The following is a 23,771-nucleotide window of genomic DNA, read 5'->3' on the forward strand; positions in this document are numbered from 1 at the left end:
GCCCCCGTTCTTCCTCGTCGCGGCCGCGCTGGCCGCCGCGGTGCTGGCCGTGCTGCCGCTCGGCTATCTGGGGGTGCGGGCGCTGGAGCGCGGCCCCGGGCACGCGTGGCGGATCGTGGCCGACGACCGCACGGCGCTGCTGCTGGGCCGCAGCCTGGGGCTGGCCGCCGCCGTGGTCGCCGCGTGCCTGGTGCTGGGGGTGTCGCTGGCCTGGCTGACGGTCCGTACGGACCTGCCGGGCGCGCGCGTCTGGTCGGTGCTGGTGACGCTGCCGCTGGCGGTGCCGAGCTATGTGGCGGCGTTCGCCTGGCTGTCGGCCGCGCCCGGGCTGGCCGGGTTCACGGGCTCGGCAATGGCGTTGACGCTGGTGAGCTTCCCGTACGTGTATCTGCCGGTCACGGCCGCGCTGCGGGGCACCGATCCGGCCCAGGAGGAGGTGTCCCGGTCGCTGGGACACGGCCCGCTGCGCACCTTCCTGCGGGTCACACTGCCCCAGCTGCGGCCTGCCGCGGCGGGCGGCGGGCTGCTGGTCGCACTGTATGTGCTCTCCGACTTCGGCGCCGTGTCGCTGATGCGGTACGACACCTTCACGCGCGGCATCTACCTGTCCTACCAGGCCAGTTTCGACCGCACCCCGGCGGCGGCGCTCAGTGCCGTGCTGGTGCTGATGACGGTCGCGCTGGTGTGGGGCGAGGCACGCACCCGGGGGCGGGCCGGGCACGCCAGGACCGGCCGGGGCACCGCACGCCCGCCCGTGCCCGCGCGACTCGGCGCGCTGCGGGCGCCCGCGCTGGCGTGGTGCGGGGCCGTGACGGCGGCGGCCGTGGGCTTCCCGCTGGCGACACTCGGCTACTGGCTGGCCGTTGGCACCTCCCGCACCTGGGACCCGGCCCTGCTCACCGACACCGCCCTCACCACGCTCGGCGTGGCCGCGGCCGGGGCGGCGCTGACCGGGCTGCTGGCCCTGCCCGTCGGGGTGATCGCGGCCCGCTACCAGGGGCGCACCGCGCATCTTCTGGAGCAGTCGGCCTACGCCGGACACGCGCTGCCGGGCATCACGGTGGCGCTCGCGCTGGTGTTCTTCGCCGTCCGGTACGCGCACCCCGTGTACCAGGAGGTGCCGCTGCTGGTCGCCGCGTACGCCGTGCTGTTCCTGCCGGTCGCGGTGGCCGCGACCCGGTCGGCGGTGCTCCAGGCGCCGCCCGTGCTGGAGGACGTCGCCCGGTCTCTGGGCCGCACCCCGCTGCGGGCGCTGCGCGAGGTGACCGTGCCGCTGGCCGCGCCCGGGATCGCGGCGGGTGCGGCGCTGACGTTCGTCGTCTGCATGAAGGAACTTCCGGCGACGCTGCTGCTGCGCCCGACCGGCATGGACACGCTGGCCACCCGGCTGTGGACCGAGACCGGTTCGGGGGCGTACGCAGCCGCCGCGCCCTACGCCGCCGCGCTGATCCTGCTGGCCGCGATCCCGTCGTACCTCCTCGGAAGGCACCGCACATGACTCAGGGCAACGAGCTTCGCGTGGAGGGGCTGACGCTGGCGTACACGCCCGGCGGCGCCCCCGTCCTGGACGGTCTCGACCTGACCGTGCCGGCCGGTTCGCTCGCGGCCGTGCTCGGCCCGTCGGGCTGCGGCAAGACGACGCTGCTGCGGATCGTCGCCGGGTTCCTGCGCCCCGACGCGGGCTCGGTGACCGTCGGCGGGCGGGTGCTGACCGGACCGGGTACGCAGCTGGCGCCGGAGCGGCGCCGGGTGGGCATCGTCCCCCAGGAGGGCGCCCTGTTCCCGCATCTGAGTGTGGCCCGGAACATCGCGTTCGGCCTGACCGGCCACGACCGTTCCGCACGGCGGCGCCAGGTGGACGAGATGCTGGAGCTGGTGGGGCTCGCCGGGTACGGGGACCGGATGCCGCACGAGCTGTCGGGCGGTCAGCAGCAGCGGGTGGCGCTGGCGCGGGCGCTGGCCCCGGAGCCGGCGGTCGTGCTGCTGGACGAGCCGTTCAACGCGCTGGACGCGTCACTGCGTACGGGGGTGCGGGCCGATGTGCGGGCCGCGCTGCGGGCCACCGGGGCCACGGCCGTGCTGGTCACCCACGACCAGCAGGAGGCGCTGTCCACGGCCGATCTGGTCGCGGTGGTACGGAACGGCCGCACCGCGCAGGCGGGTACACCGGAGCAGGTGTACCGGGAGCCGGCCGACCCGTGGGTGGCGCGGTTCGTGGGCGACGCGGTGCTGGTACCGGGAACGGCCGTGTCCCGGAGCGCCACTGCCGCCACACCGCTCGGCGAGGTGCGTCTCGGAGCGCCGGCCGGGGCGGTCCGCGAGGGCACGGTACTGCTGCGGCCCGAACAGCTGGTGCTCCTGGGCAAGCCGGAGCCGGGCGGCGCCTCGGGCACGGTGGTGGACGTCTGCTTCTACGGGCACGACGCGATGGTGACGGTGGCGGTCGAGGGGCTGGACGCGCCGGTGGACGTACGGACCCAGGGCTCGGTGGGCGTACGGCTGGGCGAGCCGGTGGGGCTGCGGGTGACGGGGACCGCGACGCTGCACTGAACCGAAGCCGGGCCGCTGGCCACCCGGCTGGACCGCCACCCCGGTGTGGAGATCATCTGCCGGAACCGGGCGGGCGCCTGCACCAACCCTCAGGAATGGCATCAGAAGGGCGAGAAGTCGCCGGGCAGTGGCCGGACGCCCGTGCCCTGATGGGCGAGCCAGGCGACTGCATCGGCGGCCTCCGCGGCATCGGCGCCAAGGCCGCCGCCCGGCTCCTCACCGACGGGCGCCGGCTCGCGAACATCCCGGCCGCCGAGCTGCGCCCGGCCTGGACGGGGCAGTGGCAGCAGGTCCTGCGCCGACGCGAGATGATCAAGCTCGACACAAGACAGAACTCCCCGACAACCTCCTCACCACCGTCCCCGCCGCGCCGTTGCCCGCGGCCACGAACGTCCTGGACGAGCTGGACCTGTGGTGTCCGGGCCGGCGCCGGATCAGTTCGTCCTGCTGAGGACGCTGTGGCGGATACCTGCCGACGCGCGTACCCGAGAGCACCGGTACCCAGCCCGCGGCCTGAGCACCGGCGAGCAGCACCGCGACGCGAGCGAGGCCGACATGGAACTGTGCCGGGTACCCCTGGAGCCGGCGGCGACGATGTGAGGTGACGGCAGGATCACCGAGACCGGGACCCTCGCGGCCGTCCTGCCGACCGCGCAGCGCACCACCACCCGCTCCGGCATGCCCTCCTCCAGCACCCGCGGACGCGCGCCGAACACGTGACCGGCGCCGCGCCCCGGGGCCGCGGCATCGTGCCTCTTCTGCCTTCCCCGCCCTCCGGCGCTTGGTGAGGCGTCGACTGCGGCCTCCTGCCGAACTTCTGCCCCGTGTTGCGCGAGTGTCGGCGTTTCGGCCACCCCCGCCATCGGCCCGTATCCCCGTACCGCACGGATCGGTGCACACCGCACGAACGGACCTTCGCTCGTTTCCGGGGTTCGAACGCCGTCCGAATCATGTGTGCTCGTTCCACCGTCCCGCCTCGTTGAGCCAACCGCCCCCTCCACTCGACCCGTCGGAGAGCGTGATGTACCCCCTTCCTCCTCTTCCTGCCCAGGTCAATCGGGTTCGGCCCGGAACCGGCTCGGCCATCAGCCCGCTTCTGGCCGCCGACTCCCGTCCCACAGCACACCCGGATCGGAGGTGGGGGGCATGACGAACAGCAATGATCCACTGGCGGCCTCCGCGGAGAACACGTCGGATTCCGAGAAGCTGCTGTTCGGCGGGGAGCTCACCTACGACTACGGGTGGGGAGCTCACGACGGTGCCTGGCTGAAGCTGGGACTGCGCACCATGGCCGCCTCACTGCCGAGGCAGGTGGCGGTGGCCGTCCGACTGGCCCGCGAGGCCGACCCGCGGGCGTTCACCACGATCGCCGTGAGCGAGATCGCCCGCGGCGTCACCCAGGCCGTCTCCCTGATCGCGGTCAACGCCCTGCTCGTCGAGCTGCTCGCCGCGGGCGACATCACCGGCCGGCTTCACGCGGCGCTCCCGTCGCTCGTGCTGGTGGCCGCCCTCGCGGTGCTCGGTTCGGCGTGCCGGTCGGCCTCGGCCGCCGCCACAGGGATCCTGGAGCCGAAGGCCCAACGGGTCGCGACCGAGCGGTATCTCGGTCTGGTGGCGCGGGTGGAACTGGAGGCGATCGAGGACGACTCCTTCCACAAGCTGATGGACTCCGCCCAGTGGGGTGCGGACTCGGCGCGGCGAATGGTCGGCTACTGCACCGCCGTGGTCGCCTCCGCCATCTCGCTGATCGCCGCCGCAGGCGTGCTCACCGTCCTGCACCCGGTCCTTCTGCCGCTCCTGGCTTTCATGGCGCTGCCCAGCGCGTGGGGTTCGCTGACGATGGCCCGCCATCGGTACATCAGCTGGCACCGCTTCGTCCAGCACGTCCGGGCCGCCAAGCTGATCAGCCAGTTGCTGGTCGACCAGCAGGCCGCGGCCGAGATCCGCGTCCACGACGCCGCACCGTTCCTGCTCACCCACTTCCGTCAGATGGCCGAGACCAGCGAGCGGGAGCAGACCCGGCTCGCGTGGACCGGCGCCCGCACCAACGTGCTCGCGGACTCCGTCCGCGGGATCGCGACCGTCGTCACCTACGGCGTTCTCGGACTGCTGCTGTGGCACGGGCAGATGGGCCTGGCCGTCGCCGGCACGGCGGTGCTCGCGATCCGGACCGGCGCGGCGAGCATCACCGACCTCGTCCTGCGCGTCACCGACGTCCAGGAGGAGGCCCTGTTCGTCGCCGACCTGGAGACGCTGTGCAAGGAGGCGGTGCGACGGGCGATCCCCTCCGGCGGGCTCGACGTGCCCGAGGGTGCGGACGTCCGGTTCGAGAAGGTGACCTTCACCTACCCGGGCGCCGACCGGCCGTCCCTGTACGAGGTGGACCTGGTCATCCCCCGGGGCCGCACCGTCGCCCTGGTCGGCAGGAACGGCTCGGGCAAGTCGACTCTCGTCCGTCTCCTGAGCGGAGCCCGGCTCCCCGACTCCGGCCGGGTGCTGTGGGGCGGGGTCAGCACGGCCGAGGCGGACCGGGGGCAGATCTTCGACCGCGTCGCCATGGTCGCCCAGGACTTCTTCCGGTGGCCGTTCACCGCGCGGGTCAACATCGGCATCGGCCGCAGCAGCGCCGCGATGGACGACGCGACGGTCCATGCTGCGGCGGCGTACGCGGGCGCCGACGAGTTCGTCAAAGGGCTTCCGCGTGGCCTGGACAGCCTGCTCGCCCGCGGATACAGGGGCGGACAGGAAATCTCGGGCGGCCAGTGGCAGAAGATCGGCCTGGCCCGGGCCCGGCATCGCGACGGCGCCGTCCTCATCGTCGACGAGCCGACCAGCGCGCTGGACCCGGCGGCCGAGCAGCGGGTGTTCGACCAGATCCACCGGCTGGCAGGCTCGGGCCAGACCACGGTCCTGATCACGCATCGGCTGCACAGCGTCCGGCACGCCGACCTCATCTACGTGCTGGACGAGGGCCGGGTCGTCGAACACGGGACCTTCACCGCGCTCATGGACCCGGCCACCGGGGTCGGTGTGTTCCGGGAGATGTACGAACTGCAGGCCCGTCAGTTCCTCAACCCTCCGCTGCCGACGCAGCCCGCCCCCGCAGACACGCTCCCGGCCGAGGCGGCCGACGCCGTCGGCGAGGGACAGGCCCGGTCATGACGCTGCCCGACGACGCCGGAGCTGGCCGGCAGGCCGCCGGCCATGGGCACAACAGCCCATACATGCCTCGCCTTCTCGAAAGACCATGGCCACACGGCCTGGACCCGGACGGTACGCCTGCTCCGCCGTGGCAGCCGTAGGCGTCCGCCTGCTCGGCGGTTCGCGCTCGTATACTCGTACGAGCTCACGGAGGGGGAGGCGGGGACAGTGAAGCTTGCTGAGGCACTGGCAGAACGTGCGGAGGCGACTCGGCGTGTAGAGCAGCTGCGAGCGCGTGTCGTCAGCAGTGCGCGGTACCAGGAGGGGGAGACACCCGCCGAGGATGCAGCTCAGCTGTTGGCTGAGGCCGATGAGGTGCTGGGCGCTCTGGAAACGTTGATCCGGCGGATCAACCGGACCAATGCCACCGTGGAGATGGGTCCGGACGGCACGCTCACCGATGCCCTCGCACGCCGGGATGTTCTGCGGTTGCGTCACTCTGTGCTCACCGCGGCGGCGGACGCGGCGGCGGGTCAGGGCGAGCGGGGATACGGTCGGCAGCTTCGGTCCGAGCTGATGATGCTCTCCGCGCTTCCGGTCGCGGAACTGCGCGGTCAGGCGGATGCGCTCGCCCGGGAGATCCGCGAGGTCGATGTGCGGATCCAGCGTACGAACTGGGAGGCCGATCTGCTGGACTGAGCAGTCCGGCAGGCTGGGACGATGTGGAGCAGGTAGCAGCTTCGGAGGCGTGCACACACCGAGGGCCGGCGGTTCTCCGGCCCACGCCTGGCGCGTGAAGAGCAACGCGGGGGTTCGACTCCCCTCATGACAGCGCAGCTCAGCACCGCGTACAGGTGACAGTGCACATCGCACAGCACATCACCACGTGCAGATCCGAGGTGGCGAGGGCGGGTTCGGGGCTTTCCACATCGCAGCACCACGGGGAACGGCGATCTCCGTCGGACACTGTTGGCCCGGACGGCCCACAGCATCCGGCCGAACGTGCCGTCGCTCGAAGGCGATCCGCACCTGGCTGCGGCGCCGCAGCATCAGGCGCACCGTCCCGGAACGGGCCGGCCAGGTCCGCAACCGGGCCCGCAGGGGCAGCCTCGGCGGCCTCCCTCCGGCCTTCGGCAAAGAGATCTACGAGCACCGCAACGTCGTGGAGCGGTGCTTCAACCGCCTCAAACAGTGCCTGGGCATCGCCACCCGCTACGAAAAGACCGCCCGGTCCCACAAGGCGGCCGTCACGCTCGCATCACTCCTGATGCGGGCCCGACACTCTGACGTCAACTCCTGGTGGTGCTTCGTTACGTCGAGGGGGCGGATGGTCTGGTGTTGGTCCGTGGAGGCTACTGGTCGGGGTGCAGCAGGGTGCGGAAGGTCACCGACACACGTCGGCCGCGTGGGACACGGCCGGTGGTTCCGGGATCACTCTTGCGCGCGGCGATGGCATGGCGCCAGGTGTAGCGGGCCGGGCCGGTCATGACCAGCAGGCTGCCTGGTGCCAGCGGCACTGCCAGCTTCGCGCCGTCCTCAGGACCGGTGAAGTCCATGAGACAGCTGGAGCCCAATGAGATCGCGGCGATGTCCGGACCGAAACAGGGCAGGCAGTCGACGTGGGCACTGATGCCCTGCCCCGGCTGGTACTCGTTGACGATCACCTGCTCCGCCTGCTGGTCCATCAGGCCCTCACGCGCGAGGCGGGCGGCTGTTCGGCGAGCCCATGCCGGAAGCGGCGGCGCTGCTGCCTGCCGGTCGCCTGCCACGTTTCGACGCCCGTAGTCGTAGCGGTGGCCGTAATGCTGCACCCGCCGTTTCAACTGTGCCGACCACTCTGCGGCGTCGATGTCCGAGAGCAGGTTCCGGCAGGCGCCGGGGGTGAGCCAGTCGGCGATGTACTGCAGGCCCGGCACCGCAGCAGACGGGTGCGGCCGGGATATGGAATCGATACCCAGACGAAGTTGGCCGGAGGTCTCAGACATGCCCCGAACAGTAGCCAGTCCTGCGCCACGCCTTGGGAGACGGTGACGGTGCGGGGCATGCTGACCGATGCTCTGTTCTGAGACTCCCTGGTGTTCGCCGGGATCGACGAGCTGGATGTCGAGGCGGCTACAACCGTGTTCGGCACGGTCGAGGTGGCGGCGAGAGGCCGTGCAGGAGGCGCTTCGCGCCCGGACTGCGGCCGGGTTCGGGACGAGTGCACGACCGTTGTCAACGCAGGCTGAAGGACCTTTCTCCGGCTGACCGGGGTTTTGTGATCCGGCTGACGGTCAGGCGCTTCATCTGCGGGTCGACGGGCTGCCCGCGCCGTACGCGCGGTTCACCGCTCGGCTCAACCGTGCCCTGGAGCGGGTGGGACCCGCCCTGGCGGGGCGGCGCCCCGTGCACGGTGGCGGACGTCGGCTTCTGCGGGCACGACGCGAAGGTGGCGGTGGCGGTCGAGGGGGCTGGACGCGCCGGTGGACGTACGGACCCAGGGCTCGGTGGGCGTACGGCTGGGCGAGCCGGCGACGCTGCACTGACCCGGGCGCCGGGGGCGGATCCCTCAGGGCGGGGCCGGAGGTACCGGTTGCGGGTCGGTACGGTCACGTACTGGCAACGAGAAGCACGAAACGTGCACGGAATGGCACGTTCCGATCACTCCCGCCCCCTCCATTCGGCCATATGGCTGGTTATGATCAGCACCCCCGATGCCCCCCGCTCGCTTCCCGAGGGCCGAAGTTGTCTCCCATGGAACCTGAAGGCGCGCCCGGCGGCCCTTCGCCGTCCCGACGGCGCCCGCGGCGCACGGTGCGTCTGCGCACCCTGCTCGTGCTCCTCGCCGTCGTCCCCACGCTGGCGATGGCCGTCCAGGTCACCGTCACCGCGCAGCGGCTGCTGGAGCGTTCCGAGCATCTGCGTGCCGACGTCTCGGCCGGTGAGCGCATCGGCCTGCCCCTGTACGAGCTGCTCCGGGGGATGCAGGCGGAGCGGGTCGCGACGGCGGCCCGCTGGTCGGGGCTGTCCGAGTCCGCACAGGACCTGACCGAGCGGCGCGCGGCGACGGACAAGGCCGCCGCCGAGTTCCGCCGGGTTGCCGGCGCCCAGGGCACCGGCAACGAGCCGACGGACCGCCGGGTGCAGGAGATCCTGAAGGGCCTGGAGGAGCTGGGCGCCCACCGGGAGCGCGCCGACGCCCGGATCGGCACCCCGGACAGCACCGTCGCGTTCTACAACGCCGTCGTCAGTCAGATGATCCGCTTCTACCAGGACGCCTTCAACCACACCGAGGACGGCGAACTCACCCACGACAGCCAGGTCGTCGTCACCCTGTTCTCGGCATCGGAGATGCTGGCGCAGGAGGACACGATCATCGCGCTCGCAGGCCCGAGGCGCGAGCTGAGCACCGCCCGGTTCGCCGAGTTCGTCAACGCCGTCGGCGCGCACCGCCATCTGTACGACCGGTGGATCGCACCGTACCTCCCCGACGAGGACCGCGACCGGTACGCCGCCCTGTCCGGCTCCCCGGCCTGGCAGTCCAAGATCCGGATCGAGGACCACGTCCTGTCGGACCACTCCGACTCCGGCTACCAGGTGCGGCTGCCCGCGCACGTGAAGGGCTGGCGGATCGCGCACACCACCTGGTCGGCCGAGGTGGACGCGCTCAACACGGCCCGGACCCGCGGTCTGCTGGCGAGCGCCGACCTGAAGGCGGCCGAACTGGAGTCGGACGTGGCGTGGCTGGTCGCCGGGAGCGGCGGCGCGCTGCTGCTGGTCGCGGGACTGGTGACCGCGACGACCCGCTCGGTGCTGCGGCGGCTGCGCGTGCTGCACGACCGTACGGTCACGGTCGCGGAGGAGACCCTGCCGGACGTGGTGGACCGGCTCCGGCAGGGCAGGCCCGTCGACGTGGACGCGCTGCCCGCCGTGCGGGGCGAGCAGGACGAGGTGGGGAGGATCAGCGACGCGTTCGCCCGGGTGGTCGCCGTGTCCGTGGACGGGCACCGGCAGCTGGCGGCGGAGCGGCACGGCTTCGGGATGTTCGCGGCGGGCATCGCGTCCCGCACCGGCAACCTGGTCAGCCGCCAGCTCAGCCTCACCGAGGACCTCCAGGACACCTTCGGCACCGACGAGGCGCTGCTGGCCCAGCTCATGCGGGCCGACCAGCTCACCGTCGGCATGCGCCGGCAGATCGAGAACCTGCTCATCCTGTCGGGCGGCGAGATCCAGGACCCGCACACCGAACCGATGCGGGTGGCCGATCTGCTGCGGGAGGCCGCCGCCGAGGTCGAGGACTTCCGCCGGATCGACCGCCAGGCCCTGGACGAGGTCAGCGTGGAGGCCCGGGTCGTCAGCCAGATCAGCCACCTGCTGGCCGAACTGCTGGACAACGCCACCCGGTTCTCCCCGCCGCGCTCCCGGGTGGTGATCCGCGCCGAGCGGGTGGCCGACGGGTTGTCCGTCGAGGTCGAGGACCGCGGACCGCGGGTGGGCCCGGAACGGTACGCGGAGATGAACGCCCGGCTGCACTCGGCCCCGCCGTACGCGGTGCTGGCCGAGAACGCCCACCGGCTGGGCCTGTTCGTGGTCGGCCACCTCGCGGACCAGCTGGGTGCGACGGTCACGCTGCGCCGGTCGGTGTACGGCGGCACGTCGGCGGTGGTGATCGTCCCGGAGCGGCTGCTGGTCGAGACGGAGGGCGAGGCCGTACGGGACGTCCCGGCGGCCCCGCCGGGCGCGCGGGTCACCCCGCTGGCGCCCCCGGCCTCGAAGCCCGTGCCCGAGAAGGCGCCGGTGCCGGAGCCCGTGCGGCCCCCGGAGTCTCCGGAGCCGGTGCTGCACGTGGTGCCGGGGTCCGGCGGCAGTGAAAGGCCCGCGCTTCCTCCGGTCCGTCAGGCCGCACGGGACACCGACGGGCCCACACGCCCGCCGCTCCCCGAGCGCGTCCCCCAGACGCACATGGCCGAGCAGCTCCGTTCCGAGACGGACGCCGCGGACACCGCGGACTCCGGCGCCTGTGACGGCGCGACGCCGGAGGACGTCGCCGACGCCTGGGCCGACTACGAGGACGGGACCCGGAAAGTGGAAGAAGAGCTCCGACAGGATCAGCGATGACTACAGCGAACGACATGATCTACAGCGTCCTGGACAACAACCTGAGCCGGATTGCCGGCATCGAGGGCGCCGTCCTGCTGTCCAACGACGGCATCAAGCTCAGCGCCTATCTGCTGGACCGCCCGCAGGCGGAGCGCATCGCCGCCGCGTCGTCCGGCATCGCCGCCACGATGCGGGCGGTCTCCCGGGAGATCCACGGCGGACGGGTCATCCGCCAGCTCGTCGAGATGGACGACCGCTACCTGTGCATCGTGGGCTGCGGTGAGGGCAGCACGCTCATCGTGGTGACCTCCCGCAAGGCCCGGCTCGGGGAGCTGGGCGGCGAGGCGGTACGGACCGCGCAGGCGCTCGGCGAGTGGCTGGGCACACCCGACCGCGTCCAGCCGCCCGGCGCCTGATGGCCGACGAGCCGCGGCGCCCCGGCCGCCGGACCCGGCTGTACGCGCTGACCGACGGCCGCACAGCTGCCCCGGGCACGGTCCTCACCATGGACACCACCATCACGGCGGCGGTCGGAGAGGAGGACCTGGACGGTCTGCCCACCGAGTGGCAGCACGTCCTGGGGCTGTGCCCCGCGCCGAACGGGCGCGCGGTCGCGGAGCTCGCGGCGCGCATGGAGATGCGGCTGACGCCGATGACGCTGCTGCTCGGGGAACTCGCGGACCGCGGGCTGATCCATCACCGGCCCCCGCTGGAGGGCGCCGGGACCACCAATGTCCACCTGCTCATGAGAATCAGGGACAACCTTGCCCGGATATGACCCCGGATACGACATGACTCCCGTGGCCGGCGCTCAGGAACCGGCCCCCGTCAAGCTCCTCGTGGCCGGAGGCTTCGGAGTCGGGAAGACGACGCTTGTCGAGACGGTCTCGGAGATCGAGCCGCTGCGCACCGAGGAGCGTCTGACCTCCGCCGGCGTCGGGGTCGACGACCTCGACGGCATCGAGTCCAAGGCGGCGACGACCGTCGCGATGGACTTCGGCCGCATCACGCTGGACGACGCCGGGGTGGTGCTGTACATCTTCGGGACGCCGGGCCAGGAGCGGTTCTGGTTCATGTGGGACGACCTGCTGAGCGGTGCGCTCGGGGCGGTGGTCCTGGTGGACACCCGACGGCTGGACCGCAGCTTCCCGGCGGTCGACTTCTTCGAGAGCCGCGGGCTGCCGTTCGTGGTCGGCGCCAACTGCTTCCACGGGGAACAGGCGTACACGGCCGAGGAGATCAGGTCCGCGCTGCGGCTGCGCGACCCGAGGACACCGGTACTGATGCTGGACGCGCGGGAGCGGGCGGACGTGCGGGACGTGCTGCTGGCGCTGCTGGACCGCGTGATCGCGAAGACCCGCGCGACGGCGTCCTGACGCGGGGCCGGCGGGGCTGCGGCGTCCGGCCCGGGGCGCGTGGGGTGGACAATGGACGGTACGACCGGACCGTACCGCCGCACCATCCACGTCCAGGAGCACCGCAGCCTTGACTTCGCCCTCCCCGTCCTCCCTGCCCCCGCACGCCGGGCGCACCGACCTCCGCGCCGACTGCGCGAGCTGTTTCGGACTGTGCTGTGTGGCGCTGCCGTTCACCCGGTCCGCGGACTTCCCGGTGGACAAGCCGGCCGGGAAGCCGTGCGGCCACCTGAGGGAGGACCACCGGTGCGGGATCCATGAGCGGCTGCGAGACAGCGGCTACACCGGCTGCACGGTGTACGACTGCTTCGGCGCCGGTCAGAAGGTGTCTCAGGTGACCTTCGGCGGGCGCGGCTGGCGCGAGGCCCCGGAGACGGCCCGCGCGATGTACGAGGTCTTCCCGGTGATGCGGCAGTTGCACGAGTTGCTGCGGTACGCCGCGGAGGCGCTCGACCTGGCGGCGGCCGGGCCCGTGCACGGCGGGCTGCGGCGGGTGCACGACCGTGTCGAGGCGCTGACCCGGGGCGACGCGGAGGCGGTGGCGGCGGTGGACGTGGCCGCCGAGCGGGCGTCGCTGGGGGAACTGCTGGAGCGGGCCAGTGAGCTGGCGCGTGCGGAGGTGCCGGGGCGGCGCCGGGACCGGCGGGGCGCCGATCTGATGGGTGCCCGGCTGCGGGGTGTGAAGCTGCGCGGTGCGAGTCTGCGGGGCGCCTACCTGATCGGCGCGGATCTGGCGGACGCCGATCTGCGGAACACGGACCTGCTGGGCGCGGACCTGCGGGACGCGCGGCTGGGCGGTGCGGATCTGCGGGGAGCGCTGTTCCTGACGCAGGCCCAGCTGGACGGGGCCCGGGGCGACGGGGCGACGCGCGTCCCGGTGACGCTGCGCCGCCCCGCTCACTGGCCGCCGCCCGCGTAGCTCAGCCGCCCTGGCGGTTCACCGGCAGAGGGCCCGCTGGAGCCCCTGCCGGTCGGTGCCGAGCTTGGTGAAGACCGCGGACAGCAGCTCGGACACCTCCTGCTCCCGCACCCTCATCTCTCCGGCGATCGCCCGGTTGCCCAGCCCTTCCGCGGCGTGCCGGGCCGCAGTCGACTCGGGTGTCGTCAGGGTGTCCCACCCGGTGGCGTGCGGTCGGCGCGGGCGCAGTCCGGCGGCCGCGAGCTGCTCCCGGGCGCGGCTCGCCAGTGGATCCGCGCCGCAGGTCACAGCGGTCTCCAGGCCCCGGTAGAGCTGGAGCGCGGCCTGATCAACCCGCCCGAGGACGCGCAGGGCGGCCCCGTGGTCTATGAGCGCGTACGCGAGTTCGTACGCCGCCGGGGACTGCTCCAGGTGGCCGACGGCCTGCTCCAGCAGAATCTCCGTCCGGGCCGTGTCGGCGGCGACGACCGCGGAGACCCGCAGGGCGTGACCGATACTGCTCGCGGTGCCGAACGTTCGGGCGCGGGCGAGTGCCTCGTCCGCGGTGGCCCGGGCCGCGTCGCCCCGGCCGAGGCGGTGCTGGGCCAGGGCGAGGTCGAGCTGCCAGGGGCTCCAGGCGGGGTTGCGGGCGCCGCGGTGGTCGAGCCGGGCTCCGGCCGCGGTCAGTTCCCGTTCGGCCTCGTCCGTGCGGCCCCTGGCCAGCAGGAGCCTGCCGTGGACGGCCTGCGGGTCGGGGTAGACGATCGCGGTGGGGAGGCGGTCCCGGACGCGGTATTCGCGAGCGACGGCCTGGGCCTCGTCGACGCGTCCCCGGGCGAGCAGGGTCTCGATCAGGATGGCCACCGCGTACCGCTGGGCCGGGACGCCGTCTCCGACGCGGTCGGCGATCTCCAGTCCGCTGCGGGCGAAGTCCTCGGCCTCGGCCAGCCGTCCGCGCCGGTAGCGGATGTAGCCGAAGAGGGAGTAGGCGAAGGACAGGTGCGATCCGCGCCAGCCCTTGGCCTCGAACTCCGCGATGCCCGTGTTGAACAGCTCCTCGGCGCGCCCGGGCTGGTCGCAGTACATGAGGACCAGGGCCACTCCGGCGGGAACCTCGAATCCGAAGTCCTGGTCGCTCCATGTCATCCCGCCGTTCAGCGCCTCCTCGGCGTAGTGCAACGCCTCGGCCGACGGCTCGCCTCGCAGGACGGCGTCCCAGCTGCGCATGCCCAGGATGTGCCGCTCGGCCCGGCCGCGGCCGGACAGGTGCTCGGCGTACTTTGCGAGCCGCCGGGAGCGGGACCGCGAGTCCGGCTCGTCGACGTTGACCGCGTTCCACTTGAACAGCTCGGCCTGCATCCGCAGTCGGGTGCGGGCGTTGCCGGCCCGCTCGGCCTCCTCCTGGAGGAGTTCGATGGCCTGCTGCATCCGGCCCGAGTGCACCAGAGCCGGAGCGAGCCGGTAGGTGATGGACTCCCGCAGGCCGTCCTCGACCATGGGTTCCTCCAGCGCGGCCCGCAGCTGGTTGACCGCGGTGGCCGGGTCGTGCGGGAGGGTGGCTGAGCCCAGGTCGAAGAGGACTTCGGCGCGTTCGTCCATGTCCGGGGGCTCGCGCAGTGCCCGGGACAGATACCGGCGGGCGGCCTCGGGTGCGCCCGCCGACAGGCTGTCGCGGGCAGCCTGCCGCAGCTGGCCCACCACCCAGGGGTCGCCCTCGGGGTACAGCTCCAGCATGTGACGGGCCGCCTCGCCGGGCGCGCATCCGGCGTCGACGAGCACGCGCGCGGCCACTCCGTGCATGGCGACACGGATGCCCGGCTGGATCGATCCGTACACGGCGTTGGCGATCAGCGGGTGGTTGAACTCCACGACCCGCTCGCCCTTGATGTTGGTCAGCACCGTGAGGATGCGGGCGTCCTGGAGTTCCGCGACGGCCTCGGCCGCCCGGGCGCCGCCGACGGACGACACCGGGCCGACGAGGTCCACGGGGATACCGCTGCTGCCGAGCACGGCCGCCGCCCAGGCCACCTGGATCGTGGGCGTGTCGAACTGGTTGAGCCGCTCGGCGAGACCGCTGCCCTTCACCGCGGAGGCCAGGTCCCGCAGTTCGGGGATGCTGTCCTCATGCGCCTTGAGGCCGCGCTCCCTGCCCTTCTGGAGCAGCTCGACGACCTCGAAGGGGCTGCCTCCGGTGATGGCCCAGAGCTCCCGGCAGAACAGGTCCTCGCCGTCCTGCCCGAGCATCTGCCGCACGAGGTCCGTCACGGCGCCCGAGGTCAGCGGGGTCAGTTCGTGAGGGCGGGCCCCGTGGCGCTCGGTGAGCTCCTGCAACGCGGTGGCGTCCGCGGGGAGTTCGCCCGGGCGGCAGGCCACCACGAGGAGCACGCCCAGTTCCTCCGCCCTGGCGGCGAAGGCGGTCAGCCACTTCAGGGACTCCGCGTCGGCCCAGTGGGCGTCGTCCAGCACGATGGCCAGCGGGCGGTCGTGCCGTACGGAGAGGCGGGTGACGGCCCAGTCCAGTCCGTCCAGGACACCCCGGGGATCGGGGTCGACGGCGCCGGTGGGCGCGTCCAGCCCGATGGCGGGTGCCACGATCGGGTACCAGGTGCCCAGCAGGTCGCGGCACTCGTCCTGGCTCATGGCGGCGAACATGGGCTGGATGAGCAGGCGCATCACACGGAACGGCACCTGCCTCTCGTACTCGCCGCCGCGTGCGAAGAGTACGGTGCAGCCGCGCTGGGCCGCTCGGTGGCGGAGCTGGTTGACCAGTGCGGTCTTGCCGAGTCCGGCAGGGCCCGCGAAGGCGAGGACGCCGCCGCGGCGAGCGGCCGGTGTGCCGTCGGGCGTTCCGCACAGTCCGTTCAGGGCCCGCTCGATGGCGAGCAGTTCGGTCTCCCGTTCGAGGATGGGGTTGCCCTCGTTTCCCCGGGGTGCTGCGGCCTCTGTCATCCTTGCCCCCTCCAGCGTGTGCGGCCGAGTGTAGGCCCAAGGGGGCGGAAGAGAACGGCTCGAGAACCTTCTTCCGGGAAGTTCGCCACTCGTACGAGGGTAACCCTGTATCCTCCGCTGACACCATCTCACCAAAGACCCTTTCGACCGTTCGGATTCGATCCCGAACGGTCAGAAAAGGGCATTCTGTTTCAGATTCTTTCGCTGCCTCCCCGTGTCGGCCGTTGCCGCGGATATCAGCGCCGTGGTTGAGGGATCATCGGCAGGGCGTCCGGCATCGGGATGCCGGCAGGCAATTCCCGTACGGTGGTTCCCGGGGCGGGCACGAGACGCCAGCGTGCCGCCACGCTCGCCACCACGACCAGCATCTCCACCATCGCGAACGAGTCACCGATGCACTTGTGCTGGCCCGCCCCGAACGGGATGAAGCCGCTGAGCCGGTGGAGACGCCCCGCGTCGGTGTGCGACCACCGGTCCGGGTCGAACCGCCCCGGGTCGCGGAACGATCCGGGGTCCCGGTGCAGCGCGTACGGGCTGTAGGCCAGCTCCGAGCCGGCCGCGACGCGCACCCCGCCCAGGGTCACCGGAGACAGCACCTTCCTCGTGAACACCAGGGCCGAGTGCAGCCGGAGCGTCTCGTTCAGGACATGCGTGGTGTACGTGAGCCGGGGCAGGTCCTCGACGCGGACGCACCGGTCACCGACCACCGCGTCGACCTCCGCGTGCAGCCGTTTCTCCACCTCCGGATGGCGCGCCAGCTCGTGGAACACCCAGGACAGGGTCGTCGCCGCGGTCTCCGTCCCGCCGAACAGGATCGTGATCAGCTCGTCCCGGAGCTGCACGGCGCTCATGCCCTCGCCGGTCTCCGGGTCCCGGCCGGTCATCAGCAGGGACAGCAGGTCCTGCCGCTCCCGGTCTCCCTCGCCGTACTCCTCGATCACCTCGTCGATGATCGCCCGGAGCCGGGCGGCGGCGGCGTCGAAGCGGCGGTTCAGCGGAATCGGCAGCCGGTCCAGGGCCTTCGGCATCAGCGTACGGACCAGCATGCCCTCCATGATCACCGGGCAGGATCGGTGCACCTCCTCGACGGCGCGCCTGCCCACGTCCCCGGAGAAGATCATGTCGGCCACCGAGGACAGCGCGAACCGCCGCATCTCCTCGTCGACGGCGACCAGGCGGCCTGCACTCCAGGAGGCCGCCATCTCCTCCGCGTTCCGGCCCATCCGCTGTGCGTGCCCGGCGATCTGGGAGCGGTGGAAGCCGGGCTGGATGATGCGGCGCTGCCTGCGGTGGAACGCCCCGTCGGCGGTCGCGATGGCGTTGCCGAACAGCGGGCGCATCTTCTCGAAGATGCGCCCGCGCCCGAACTGCTGGGCCTCGCCCACCAGGACGGTGTGCACCAGCTCGGGACTGGTCAGCACATGGAGCGGCCAGTTGCCGAGGCGGACCCTGACGACGTCGCCGACCGGGCGCAGGGACTCCAGGAACGCCATGGGGCGGCGCCACAGCTGGAGGGCGTGGCCGATGACGGGCAGGGCGCCGGGAGCCACCGGGGCGGCGGCTCCCAGGTCCGTGCGTGCGGACCTGGGCGCGGGGTTCATGGACGCGTCCCTCCTCATACGGCCGTGACGAGGCCCGGGCGGGTGTAGGCGGCTTCGAGACCCGCCGCGAACCGCTCGTCGCGGTAGCGGGTGCAGTCGTAGCGCTGCCAGAGGTCGCTGCCCACCATCCAGTCCTCGTACGCGCGGACGCGCAGTTCGGCAGCCTTGCGGGCCGTCGGGTCGGCCACGCCGAGGGCGTCGAGAACCGCGGGGAGGGCGCGTGCCCCGGCCAGGAAGTCCTCCACCCGGGCCTCGATCCGCTCCTCCACGGCCCGGACCGCCTGCGGCAGCGCCCAGCCCTGCCAGGCGGCGAGCAGCGCGGCGAGGTTGTTGGTGTCCCCGCAGGAGTACTCCTTGGGAAGGGAGAACACGTCGTTGCCCCACGAGATGACGTCGATCGCGCTCCAGGCCAGCTCCTGGACCGCGGGGCTCGCGTGCACCGGCGGCGGCACGTCGATGCCGAGGGCCGCTTCGACCATGTCCATCATCGGCAGCAGCTGGGAGCTGTGCCGACGGGTGAGGATGTAGTCCCCGACCGGGGGCAGGTAGCCGGGCCTGCGGTTGGCGGCCTCCTCGTCCAGTGAGCGGAGCATGAGGGGGACGTGGACGCGGTAGCGGCCCTGGATGCCCGGGGGCATCCTGTCGAGAATGCGGTCGCACAGCTCGACGAAGGAGTCCACCAGCGGGTTGCGGGCCGCCTTCGGGATCCGGTCCGCCCGGCCGTCGGCGACGTAGCCGGTGATGGCGGCGGCGACGGGCCGCCAGTCGTCGACGTCGTCGTCCCTGATGAGCAGGTCGTGCTGGTCGTCGAGGACGAAGGACCAGGCCATCCACTGGGCCAGCAGGACCAGGTCGTCGTAGCTCGCGCCGTTGCTCACGCGGGCGGCCAGGTGGCCGAACCCTATCCCCGCGAACTCCTCGGTCGCCTCGTCGATGAGGCCGCGCTCCACCGACCACGCGGTGGCCTCCGCGTTGGCCCGCTCGGCCCCGGGGTCCTTGCAGTTCTCAAAGGGAAGATGAAATTCCGGAATGATGAAAGAGTCGAGTTGGGGCATTGATCTCCCTCCAGAGGAAATCCCGGTCCGCCAATCCCCGCTCACGCCAGCCGCTCGGGCGCCCCAGCGACCCGTCGACCGAGGGAACACCAAAGCACTCTTTGCGGCCATTCGTTTCCATTAACCCGCAGCGCCGAGCAGCCTGTCAATATAATCCGGCCCTGGCAAGGCCGGGCAGAAACCTGGTTTTGCCGCACGGATTTCATTCAGGCATATGCACGGGCGGACGGGCGGAGGGACCCGGCCGGCGATCACTCACCACCGGGACGCACCCCTGGGACCCGGGGCCCGACCCGCACCCCACCCGCCCGCGAGGCCCGACTCAACCCTGATGCCCGTTTAGTCCGTTTCGGGTGATTGGGAAAAGCTGGTGCCGATTTACCCGAGCTTTGTCCGTTATCGGCCGAGCTTCCCGACCGCAGTGGTTCCGTGAGATGAGTCACGGCCATGCCGAGCCCGTCCCGCACGGCCCCGCCATATGACCGGGATTTCCGGACCGTTCGCGTTCTCCACGATCATTCCCGCTTAATTTCCGGGCCTTGTTCCGGCACTCCGCACTCGTTTACGGTCGGCGTCCATCCGGAAGGACCGCCGAATCCTGCCGCCTTCCGGCTCCGAACTCACTCACGCACGGCAGGAGCGGGGGACCCAGGTAAGCCGCCGGCCCGGAACACTCTCCGGACCGGCTCGGGGTGAAGTCGCGGCACGACCGCGACCGGACATCTCCCGTCCGAACCCGACAGCTCACCTCGCAGGCGCCGGAGAGGAAAGCACCATGCCCGCAACGGGTAAGCACCGCCGTACGAAGATTCGCCGCATCAGCCGTGCGTTCGCCATCGCGAGCACCGGAGGGGCCGCCCTCACCCTGCCCCTGACAGCTGCCGGGTATGCCTCGGCAGCCCCCGCCGCTCCCGCCTCGGTGTCGGCCATTGCGGTCGAAAAGCCTGTTGCCGCAGCGCTTCCAGCCCTTCCCACCGCTCCGACGAACGTCTCGGCCACCTATACGGTGATCGCCGGCGACACCCTTTCCGGAATCGCGAAGAAGCAGGAGGTGAGCGGCGGCTGGAAGGTGATCTACGCGAAGAACAAGAAGGCCATCGGTGACGACCCGTCACTGATTCACCCGGGCCTCAAGCTCACAATCCCGGGTGAGCGCGAAGACTCCGAGCGCGCTTCCCGTACAGCCGAGCGGACTTCCCTGACCACCACGGCGGCGGCCGCGACTGCCGCGAAGAGCTACCCGAACAACCTCGACGGCTGGATCCGGGAATCGCTCGACATCATGGCCAAGCGTGGAATTCCGGGCTCCTACGAGGGAATTCACCGCAATATCATGCGCGAGTCCTCCGGTAACCCGCTGGCCATCAACAACTGGGACTCCAACGCGGCGGCGGGCACTCCGTCCAAGGGCCTCCTCCAGGTCATCGACCCGACGTTCCGCGCCTACCACGTACCGGGCACCTCGCTGGACCCGTACGACCCGGTGGCCAACATCACTGCCGCCTGCAACTACGCGGCCGCGCGGTACGGCTCGATCGACAACGTCTTCGGCCCGTACTGATCTTCAGCGGGTTCCCAGAGCACGCCCGGGTTCACCCGGGCGTGCTTTGATGAAGGTGTGACCCTTGTCGTCGGAACGTCCGGGTGGCAGTACAGGGACTGGAGCGGCGTCCTGTACCCCGCCGGGACTCCACAGCGGCTGTGGCTGGAGGAGTACGCCGCGGCCTTCGCCGCGGTCGAGATCAACAACGCCTTCTACCGGCTCCCCACACGGGAGACCTTCGAGACCTGGCGGGACCGCACGCCCGGTGACTTCACGATCGCCGTCAAGGCAAGCCGCTACCTCACCCACATCAAACGGCTGCGGGACCCGGAGGAGCCGGTGCGGCGGCTGATGGACCACGCGGCGGGGCTCGGTGACCGGCTCGGGCCGGTGCTGCTCCAGCTCCCGCCCACCCTGCGCGCCGACCCGGAGCTGCTGGACTCCTGCCTCGGCGTCTTCCCCGCCGGTTCCCGGGTCGCCGTCGAGCCCCGGCACGACTCCTGGTGGTCGCCCGAGGTCCGACGGGTGCTGGAGAACCGGGGCGCGGCACTGTGCTGGGCGGACGTGGAGTCCCGCCCGGTGACACCGCTGTGGCGGACGGCGGCGTGGGGGTATCTGCGCTTCCACGTCGGCCGCGCCAGGCCGTGGCCCCGCTACGGGCGGCAGGCGCTGCACAGCTGGGTGGACCGGATCTCGGATGCCTGGGACGACACGGCCGACGTGTACGCGTTCTTCAACAACGACCCGAACGCCGCCGCCGTCCACGACGCGGTGGCCTTCGCGGGCGCGGCGCGGGACGCCGGGCTGACGGTCACCCGCGCGCCGCGTGCGCTCCCGGCCGGGCCGGAGGCGGTCCCGTAGTGTCCCAGGCCGCCGCGCACAGGGCGCGGTCGACCGCGTCGGCGTACACGGCGGCGGCGAGCCAGGCCCGGGTGAACCGCTCGCGGTCTGCCGGGAGGAGGCGTCCGAAGGCGTCCCTGGCACGGTCCGCGGCGGCGGCGTGCAGTTCTTCCAGGAGACCGGCCGCCGTGGCGAGGCCGGCGCGGCGCAGCCGACGCGCGTCGGCTGCCGCCTCCCGCGGGAAGGCGAGCACCCTGCGGCCACCGGACACGGCCTGATGGAGGCGGCGGCGCAGCAGGTACAGCGGCGTGCTTCCGTCCACCGGCCCGGGCGCGGGGGGCACGGGTCCCGCCGCGACCGCCGGGAGATCGGCGCGCCGGAGGCGGTCGAGCCCCAGATCGAGGCGCACGTCCGGGTCGGTCGGGTGACTCACCGCCAGCAGCGCGGCGCGGGCGTGCGGCGCCGGGGCGAGCCGGGCCACGGCACGCAGCCGGGTGCCGGGGGCGGCGGCCAGGAACCGCAGGTTGTCACGGTACGGAAGCTCCGGGTGGTCGTGGGCGGCGGTGAGCCGCACGGTCAGGCCGGAGCAGTCGGCCAGCAGGCAGTCGCCGGCCGCCTCGCGGACCGTGCCGGTGAGGGTGAGGTCCAGGAACAGCAGGTCGTCGGCGCCGTCCAGGGCCCGCGCCGCCTGGTCGGCCACGGGCACGGACCACAGCCGGTCGAGCGGCTCGTCGTGCCACCCGGCGCCCGCGGCCCGGACGGCGCGGACACCGGCTCCCGCGCCGAGGCGGCCGGTCGGGGACACGGTGGCGCCGGAGACGGCGAGGCCCGCGCGGGACAGCTCGCGGTGGGTGAGGGCCGTGTCGCCCACCCGCACCGTGCGGGCTGCGGCACCGGTGGCGCGGGCGGGACCTCCGGGGGCCACGTCGGACACGCTGTAGAGGCGGCACCGCGGGTCGGCGGTCCAGGTGACGGCTCCGGCGTAGCCGCCTGCCGTGAGGACCGGCTCGGAGAAGAGCCCGTACAGGCGCAGGGAGCCGTCCGGGGTGTAGGGCTGCCGGGCGGTGCCGCGCAGGGCGGCCAGTTCCGCGTCGGCCGCCTGCGGGAGGCGCCAGGCGGTGCCGAGCAGGTCGCGGAGCCGGTCCGCGAGGTCGGTCAGCCGGTACGCCGGGTCCGCGCCGCGCGCGGCCCGCAGCTGTGTCACGGTGGCGACGGCCGTGGCGGCGGCCCGGGGCAGGCCGGCGAGCCGTGCGGTGTGCGCGGCGCGCAGCAGTTCCGCCTGGAGCACCGCCCCCGCGCCCTCGGTCCCGGCCTCCAGGACGGCGGCTGCGGCCTGGAGCACGGCGTGGGCGGCGTCGCGCTGGTCGGGCGTGGCGCGCTCGGGGGCGGCGTCCGGCGCGACCGCGGGGGGAGGCGTCCTCTCGGGCGCGGCGCCAGGCTCCTGCCGTGCCTCGGGCCCGCGCTCCCGGGGCGCGGGCTCCTCGGACACGGGCCCCGCCGGTGCCTCGTCCGCGACGGGTGCCGCGGAGGCGGCGGCGGCGCGGTGCAGGCAGTCGGGAGCGAGCAGGCAGCCGCAGCGGACGGCGTCCGCGCGAGTCACCACGCCCCCGGTGGCCCGCAGTTCCAGCTCGGTGTCGTCGTCGATCGCGATCCGTACGATGTCGCCGTCCTGTACGGCGGGCCGGTCCGCGAGCTTGGCGATGCCTGCGTCCAGCCGCTTGCGCAGCCGGGGCGAGAGCGCCGCGACGAGTTCGGCGGTCACGGCGGGAGCGACCGGGGGCAGCTGCGGGGGGTGGTGCTGCGGGCTCATGTGATCTTCTCCCCTACCCAGCGGGCGAGTTCGAGGGGGCTGAGGGCGGCGACGGGCATGCCCGCCGCGACGAGCTGCCCGGCGACGGCGGTGGAGTAGCGGGGGCGCCCCGCGTCGTCGAGGCTGGCGCAGCCGAGGACGTGGCACCCGGCGCCGACCAGGGCGCGCACCTCCGCGAGCAGGCCGCCGAGCGGATAGCCCTCCTCGAAGTCGCTGACGACCACGACGAGGGTGCGGGACGGCACCGTGACCAGCTCACGGGCGTGCCGGAGCCCGGCGGCGATGTGGGTGCCGCCGCCCACACTGACCTCCAGCAGGAGGGACAGCGGGTCGTCGACGTGATCGGTGAGGTCGACGACCTGGGTGGAGAACGCCAGGAAGTGCGTCGACAGGGTGGGTACCCCGGCCAGGACGGAGGCGGTGAGCGCGGACCAGACGGTGGACGCCTCCATGGACCCCGACACGTCCGTGACCAGGACGAGCCGCCAGTCGGCGGACCGCCGGGCGCGGGTGCGGAAGACGGGACGCTCCGGAATGACCAGGACCCGGCCGTCGGAGCCCCGGCGCGCGGTCGCCAGGTTGGCCCGCAGGGTGCGGGCCAGATCCAGGCCGCCGCCGGGACGCCGGGAGGGGCGGGGCAGAGGTGCGCCGTGCAGGGCAGGGCGGAGGCGGGTGGCGAGCTGCCGCGTCAGCTCCTCGACGAGCCGGCGGACGAGCGGGCGCAGCGCGGCGAGCCGCGCCTCGGGCAGCCCGCCCGCGTGCGCCAGCACGGTCCGGAGCAGCTCGACGGAGGGCCGCACGGTGTCCGGGTCCAGTTCGGCGAGCACGTCGGTGCGCCCCGCCGCGGCGGCTGCCGCGAGCACCTCCTCGCGGACCCCGGGGCCGAAGAG

At 72.7% G+C, this 23,771-nt stretch carries 17 protein-coding genes, 1 pseudogene and 1 riboswitch; of the genes and pseudogenes, 12 read left to right on the top strand and 6 right to left on the bottom strand.

Annotated features, from left to right (window positions below; all coding sequences use genetic code 11):
• Positions 1 to 28 precede the first annotated feature (28 nt).
• The 5 genes and pseudogenes from I3F58_RS26875 to I3F58_RS26895 all read left to right on the top strand — a co-directional run.
• On the top strand, positions 29 to 1,498 hold the full coding sequence (locus I3F58_RS26875) for an ABC transporter permease (protein ID WP_374208044.1): 1,470 nt from the start codon (positions 29 to 31) through the stop codon (positions 1,496 to 1,498).
• A complete protein-coding gene (locus I3F58_RS26880) occupies positions 1,495 to 2,550 on the top strand; it encodes an ABC transporter ATP-binding protein (RefSeq protein ID WP_240111301.1) in 1,056 nt (351 codons plus the stop codon). The genes I3F58_RS26875 and I3F58_RS26880 overlap by 4 nt, the downstream gene beginning before the upstream one ends.
• Positions 2,551 to 3,696: 1,146 nt before the next feature.
• Positions 3,697 to 5,712 carry an ABC transporter ATP-binding protein gene (locus tag I3F58_RS26885; protein ID WP_240111302.1) on the top strand — a complete coding sequence of 672 codons (2,016 nt, stop codon included), beginning with the start codon at positions 3,697 to 3,699 and terminating at the stop codon, positions 5,710 to 5,712.
• A gap of 207 nt (positions 5,713 to 5,919) precedes the next feature.
• Positions 5,920 to 6,390 (top strand): DIP1984 family protein, encoded by a 471-nt coding sequence (locus I3F58_RS26890; protein WP_240111303.1) that lies wholly within the window; start codon positions 5,920 to 5,922, stop codon positions 6,388 to 6,390.
• 313 nt (positions 6,391 to 6,703) lie between these two features.
• Positions 6,704 to 6,970: pseudogene (locus I3F58_RS26895) on the top strand (transposase); the annotation flags it as partial.
• Positions 6,971 to 7,043: 73 nt separating this feature from the next.
• On the opposite strand, the gene I3F58_RS26900 reads toward I3F58_RS26895, so the two are convergent.
• Positions 7,044 to 7,676 (bottom strand): alpha-ketoglutarate-dependent dioxygenase AlkB, encoded by a 633-nt coding sequence (locus I3F58_RS26900; RefSeq protein WP_240111304.1) that lies wholly within the window; start codon positions 7,674 to 7,676, stop codon positions 7,044 to 7,046.
• A gap of 748 nt (positions 7,677 to 8,424) precedes the next feature.
• Between I3F58_RS26900 and I3F58_RS26905 the strand changes: the two genes are divergently transcribed.
• From I3F58_RS26905 to I3F58_RS26925, 5 genes are all read left to right on the top strand, one after another.
• Positions 8,425 to 10,788, top strand: a complete 2,364-nt coding sequence (locus I3F58_RS26905) for a sensor histidine kinase (RefSeq protein WP_240111305.1) — start codon at positions 8,425 to 8,427, stop codon at positions 10,786 to 10,788.
• Entirely contained in the window at positions 10,785 to 11,186 is a 402-nt protein-coding gene (locus tag I3F58_RS26910; RefSeq protein WP_240111306.1) for a roadblock/LC7 domain-containing protein, read from the top strand. The genes I3F58_RS26905 and I3F58_RS26910 overlap by 4 nt, the downstream gene beginning before the upstream one ends.
• Complete coding sequence (locus I3F58_RS26915) at positions 11,186 to 11,548, top strand: DUF742 domain-containing protein (protein WP_240111307.1); 363 nt, start codon at positions 11,186 to 11,188, stop codon at positions 11,546 to 11,548. The genes I3F58_RS26910 and I3F58_RS26915 overlap by 1 nt, the downstream gene beginning before the upstream one ends.
• A gap of 13 nt (positions 11,549 to 11,561) precedes the next feature.
• On the top strand, positions 11,562 to 12,146 hold the full coding sequence (locus I3F58_RS26920) for an ATP/GTP-binding protein (protein WP_240111308.1): 585 nt from the start codon (positions 11,562 to 11,564) through the stop codon (positions 12,144 to 12,146).
• A gap of 109 nt (positions 12,147 to 12,255) precedes the next feature.
• Positions 12,256 to 13,104, top strand: a complete 849-nt coding sequence (locus tag I3F58_RS26925) for a pentapeptide repeat-containing protein (RefSeq protein WP_240111309.1) — start codon at positions 12,256 to 12,258, stop codon at positions 13,102 to 13,104.
• A gap of 18 nt (positions 13,105 to 13,122) precedes the next feature.
• On the opposite strand, the gene I3F58_RS26930 is transcribed toward I3F58_RS26925, so the two are convergent.
• The 3 genes from I3F58_RS26930 to I3F58_RS26940 all read right to left on the bottom strand — a co-directional run bounded on the left by I3F58_RS26930 (position 13,123) and on the right by I3F58_RS26940 (position 18,688).
• On the bottom strand, positions 13,123 to 16,032 hold the full coding sequence (locus I3F58_RS26930) for an AAA family ATPase (RefSeq protein ID WP_240111310.1): 2,910 nt from the start codon (positions 16,030 to 16,032) through the stop codon (positions 13,123 to 13,125).
• A 236-nt stretch (positions 16,033 to 16,268) separates the two neighbouring features.
• The gene (locus I3F58_RS26935) at positions 16,269 to 17,633 is read right to left on the bottom strand and encodes a cytochrome P450 (protein ID WP_240111311.1); all 1,365 of its coding nucleotides are present in this window, start codon (positions 17,631 to 17,633) and stop codon (positions 16,269 to 16,271) included.
• Positions 17,634 to 17,647: 14 nt separating this feature from the next.
• Positions 17,648 to 18,688, bottom strand: a complete 1,041-nt coding sequence (locus I3F58_RS26940) for a terpene synthase family protein (protein WP_240111312.1) — start codon at positions 18,686 to 18,688, stop codon at positions 17,648 to 17,650.
• Positions 18,689 to 19,267: 579 nt separating this feature from the next.
• Positions 19,268 to 19,461: riboswitch (cyclic di-AMP (ydaO/yuaA leader) on the top strand.
• Positions 19,462 to 19,463: 2 nt separating this feature from the next.
• On the opposite strand from I3F58_RS26940, the gene I3F58_RS26945 reads away from it, so the two are divergent.
• Together I3F58_RS26945 and I3F58_RS26950 are read left to right on the top strand one after the other, a co-directional pair.
• Positions 19,464 to 20,249, top strand: coding sequence for a LysM peptidoglycan-binding domain-containing protein (locus I3F58_RS26945; protein ID WP_240111313.1), 786 nt, complete (start codon positions 19,464 to 19,466; stop codon positions 20,247 to 20,249).
• Between the two features lie 57 nt (positions 20,250 to 20,306).
• The gene (locus tag I3F58_RS26950) at positions 20,307 to 21,092 is read left to right on the top strand and encodes a DUF72 domain-containing protein (RefSeq protein WP_240111314.1); all 786 of its coding nucleotides are present in this window, start codon (positions 20,307 to 20,309) and stop codon (positions 21,090 to 21,092) included.
• On the opposite strand, the gene I3F58_RS26955 is transcribed toward I3F58_RS26950, so the two are convergent.
• Positions 21,043 to 22,881 carry a hypothetical protein gene (locus I3F58_RS26955; protein ID WP_240111315.1) on the bottom strand — a complete coding sequence of 613 codons (1,839 nt, stop codon included), beginning with the start codon at positions 22,879 to 22,881 and terminating at the stop codon, positions 21,043 to 21,045. The genes I3F58_RS26950 and I3F58_RS26955 overlap by 50 nt on opposite strands.
• A partial coding sequence (locus tag I3F58_RS26960; RefSeq protein ID WP_240111316.1) for a VWA domain-containing protein occupies positions 22,878 to 23,771 on the bottom strand: 894 nt, incomplete at its 5' end. The genes I3F58_RS26960 and I3F58_RS26955, both read right to left, overlap by 4 nt.

The sequence above is a fragment of the Streptomyces sp. MUM 203J genome, from assembly GCF_022414595.1.
In the GTDB taxonomy this organism is placed as follows: Bacteria; Actinomycetota; Actinomycetes; order Streptomycetales; family Streptomycetaceae; genus Streptomyces.

Excerpts from the sequence above, each read along its gene's own strand:
- I3F58_RS26880 (WP_240111301.1), top strand. The coding sequence starts at position 1,495 with ATGACTCAGGGCAACGAGCTTCGCGTGGAGGGGCTGACGCTGGCGTAC.
- I3F58_RS26885 (WP_240111302.1), top strand. The coding sequence starts at position 3,697 with ATGACGAACAGCAATGATCCACTGGCGGCCTCCGCGGAGAACACGTCG.
- I3F58_RS26900 (WP_240111304.1), bottom strand. The coding sequence starts at position 7,676 with ATGTCTGAGACCTCCGGCCAACTTCGTCTGGGTATCGATTCCATATCC.
- I3F58_RS26905 (WP_240111305.1), top strand. The coding sequence starts at position 8,425 with ATGGAACCTGAAGGCGCGCCCGGCGGCCCTTCGCCGTCCCGACGGCGC.
- I3F58_RS26910 (WP_240111306.1), top strand. The coding sequence starts at position 10,785 with ATGACTACAGCGAACGACATGATCTACAGCGTCCTGGACAACAACCTG.
- I3F58_RS26915 (WP_240111307.1), top strand. The coding sequence starts at position 11,186 with ATGGCCGACGAGCCGCGGCGCCCCGGCCGCCGGACCCGGCTGTACGCG.
- I3F58_RS26920 (WP_240111308.1), top strand. The coding sequence starts at position 11,562 with ATGACTCCCGTGGCCGGCGCTCAGGAACCGGCCCCCGTCAAGCTCCTC.
- I3F58_RS26930 (WP_240111310.1), bottom strand. The coding sequence starts at position 16,032 with ATGACAGAGGCCGCAGCACCCCGGGGAAACGAGGGCAACCCCATCCTC.
- I3F58_RS26935 (WP_240111311.1), bottom strand. The coding sequence starts at position 17,633 with ATGAACCCCGCGCCCAGGTCCGCACGCACGGACCTGGGAGCCGCCGCC.
- I3F58_RS26940 (WP_240111312.1), bottom strand. The coding sequence starts at position 18,688 with ATGCCCCAACTCGACTCTTTCATCATTCCGGAATTTCATCTTCCCTTT.
- I3F58_RS26945 (WP_240111313.1), top strand. The coding sequence starts at position 19,464 with ATGCCCGCAACGGGTAAGCACCGCCGTACGAAGATTCGCCGCATCAGC.
- I3F58_RS26955 (WP_240111315.1), bottom strand. The coding sequence starts at position 22,881 with ATGAGCCCGCAGCACCACCCCCCGCAGCTGCCCCCGGTCGCTCCCGCC.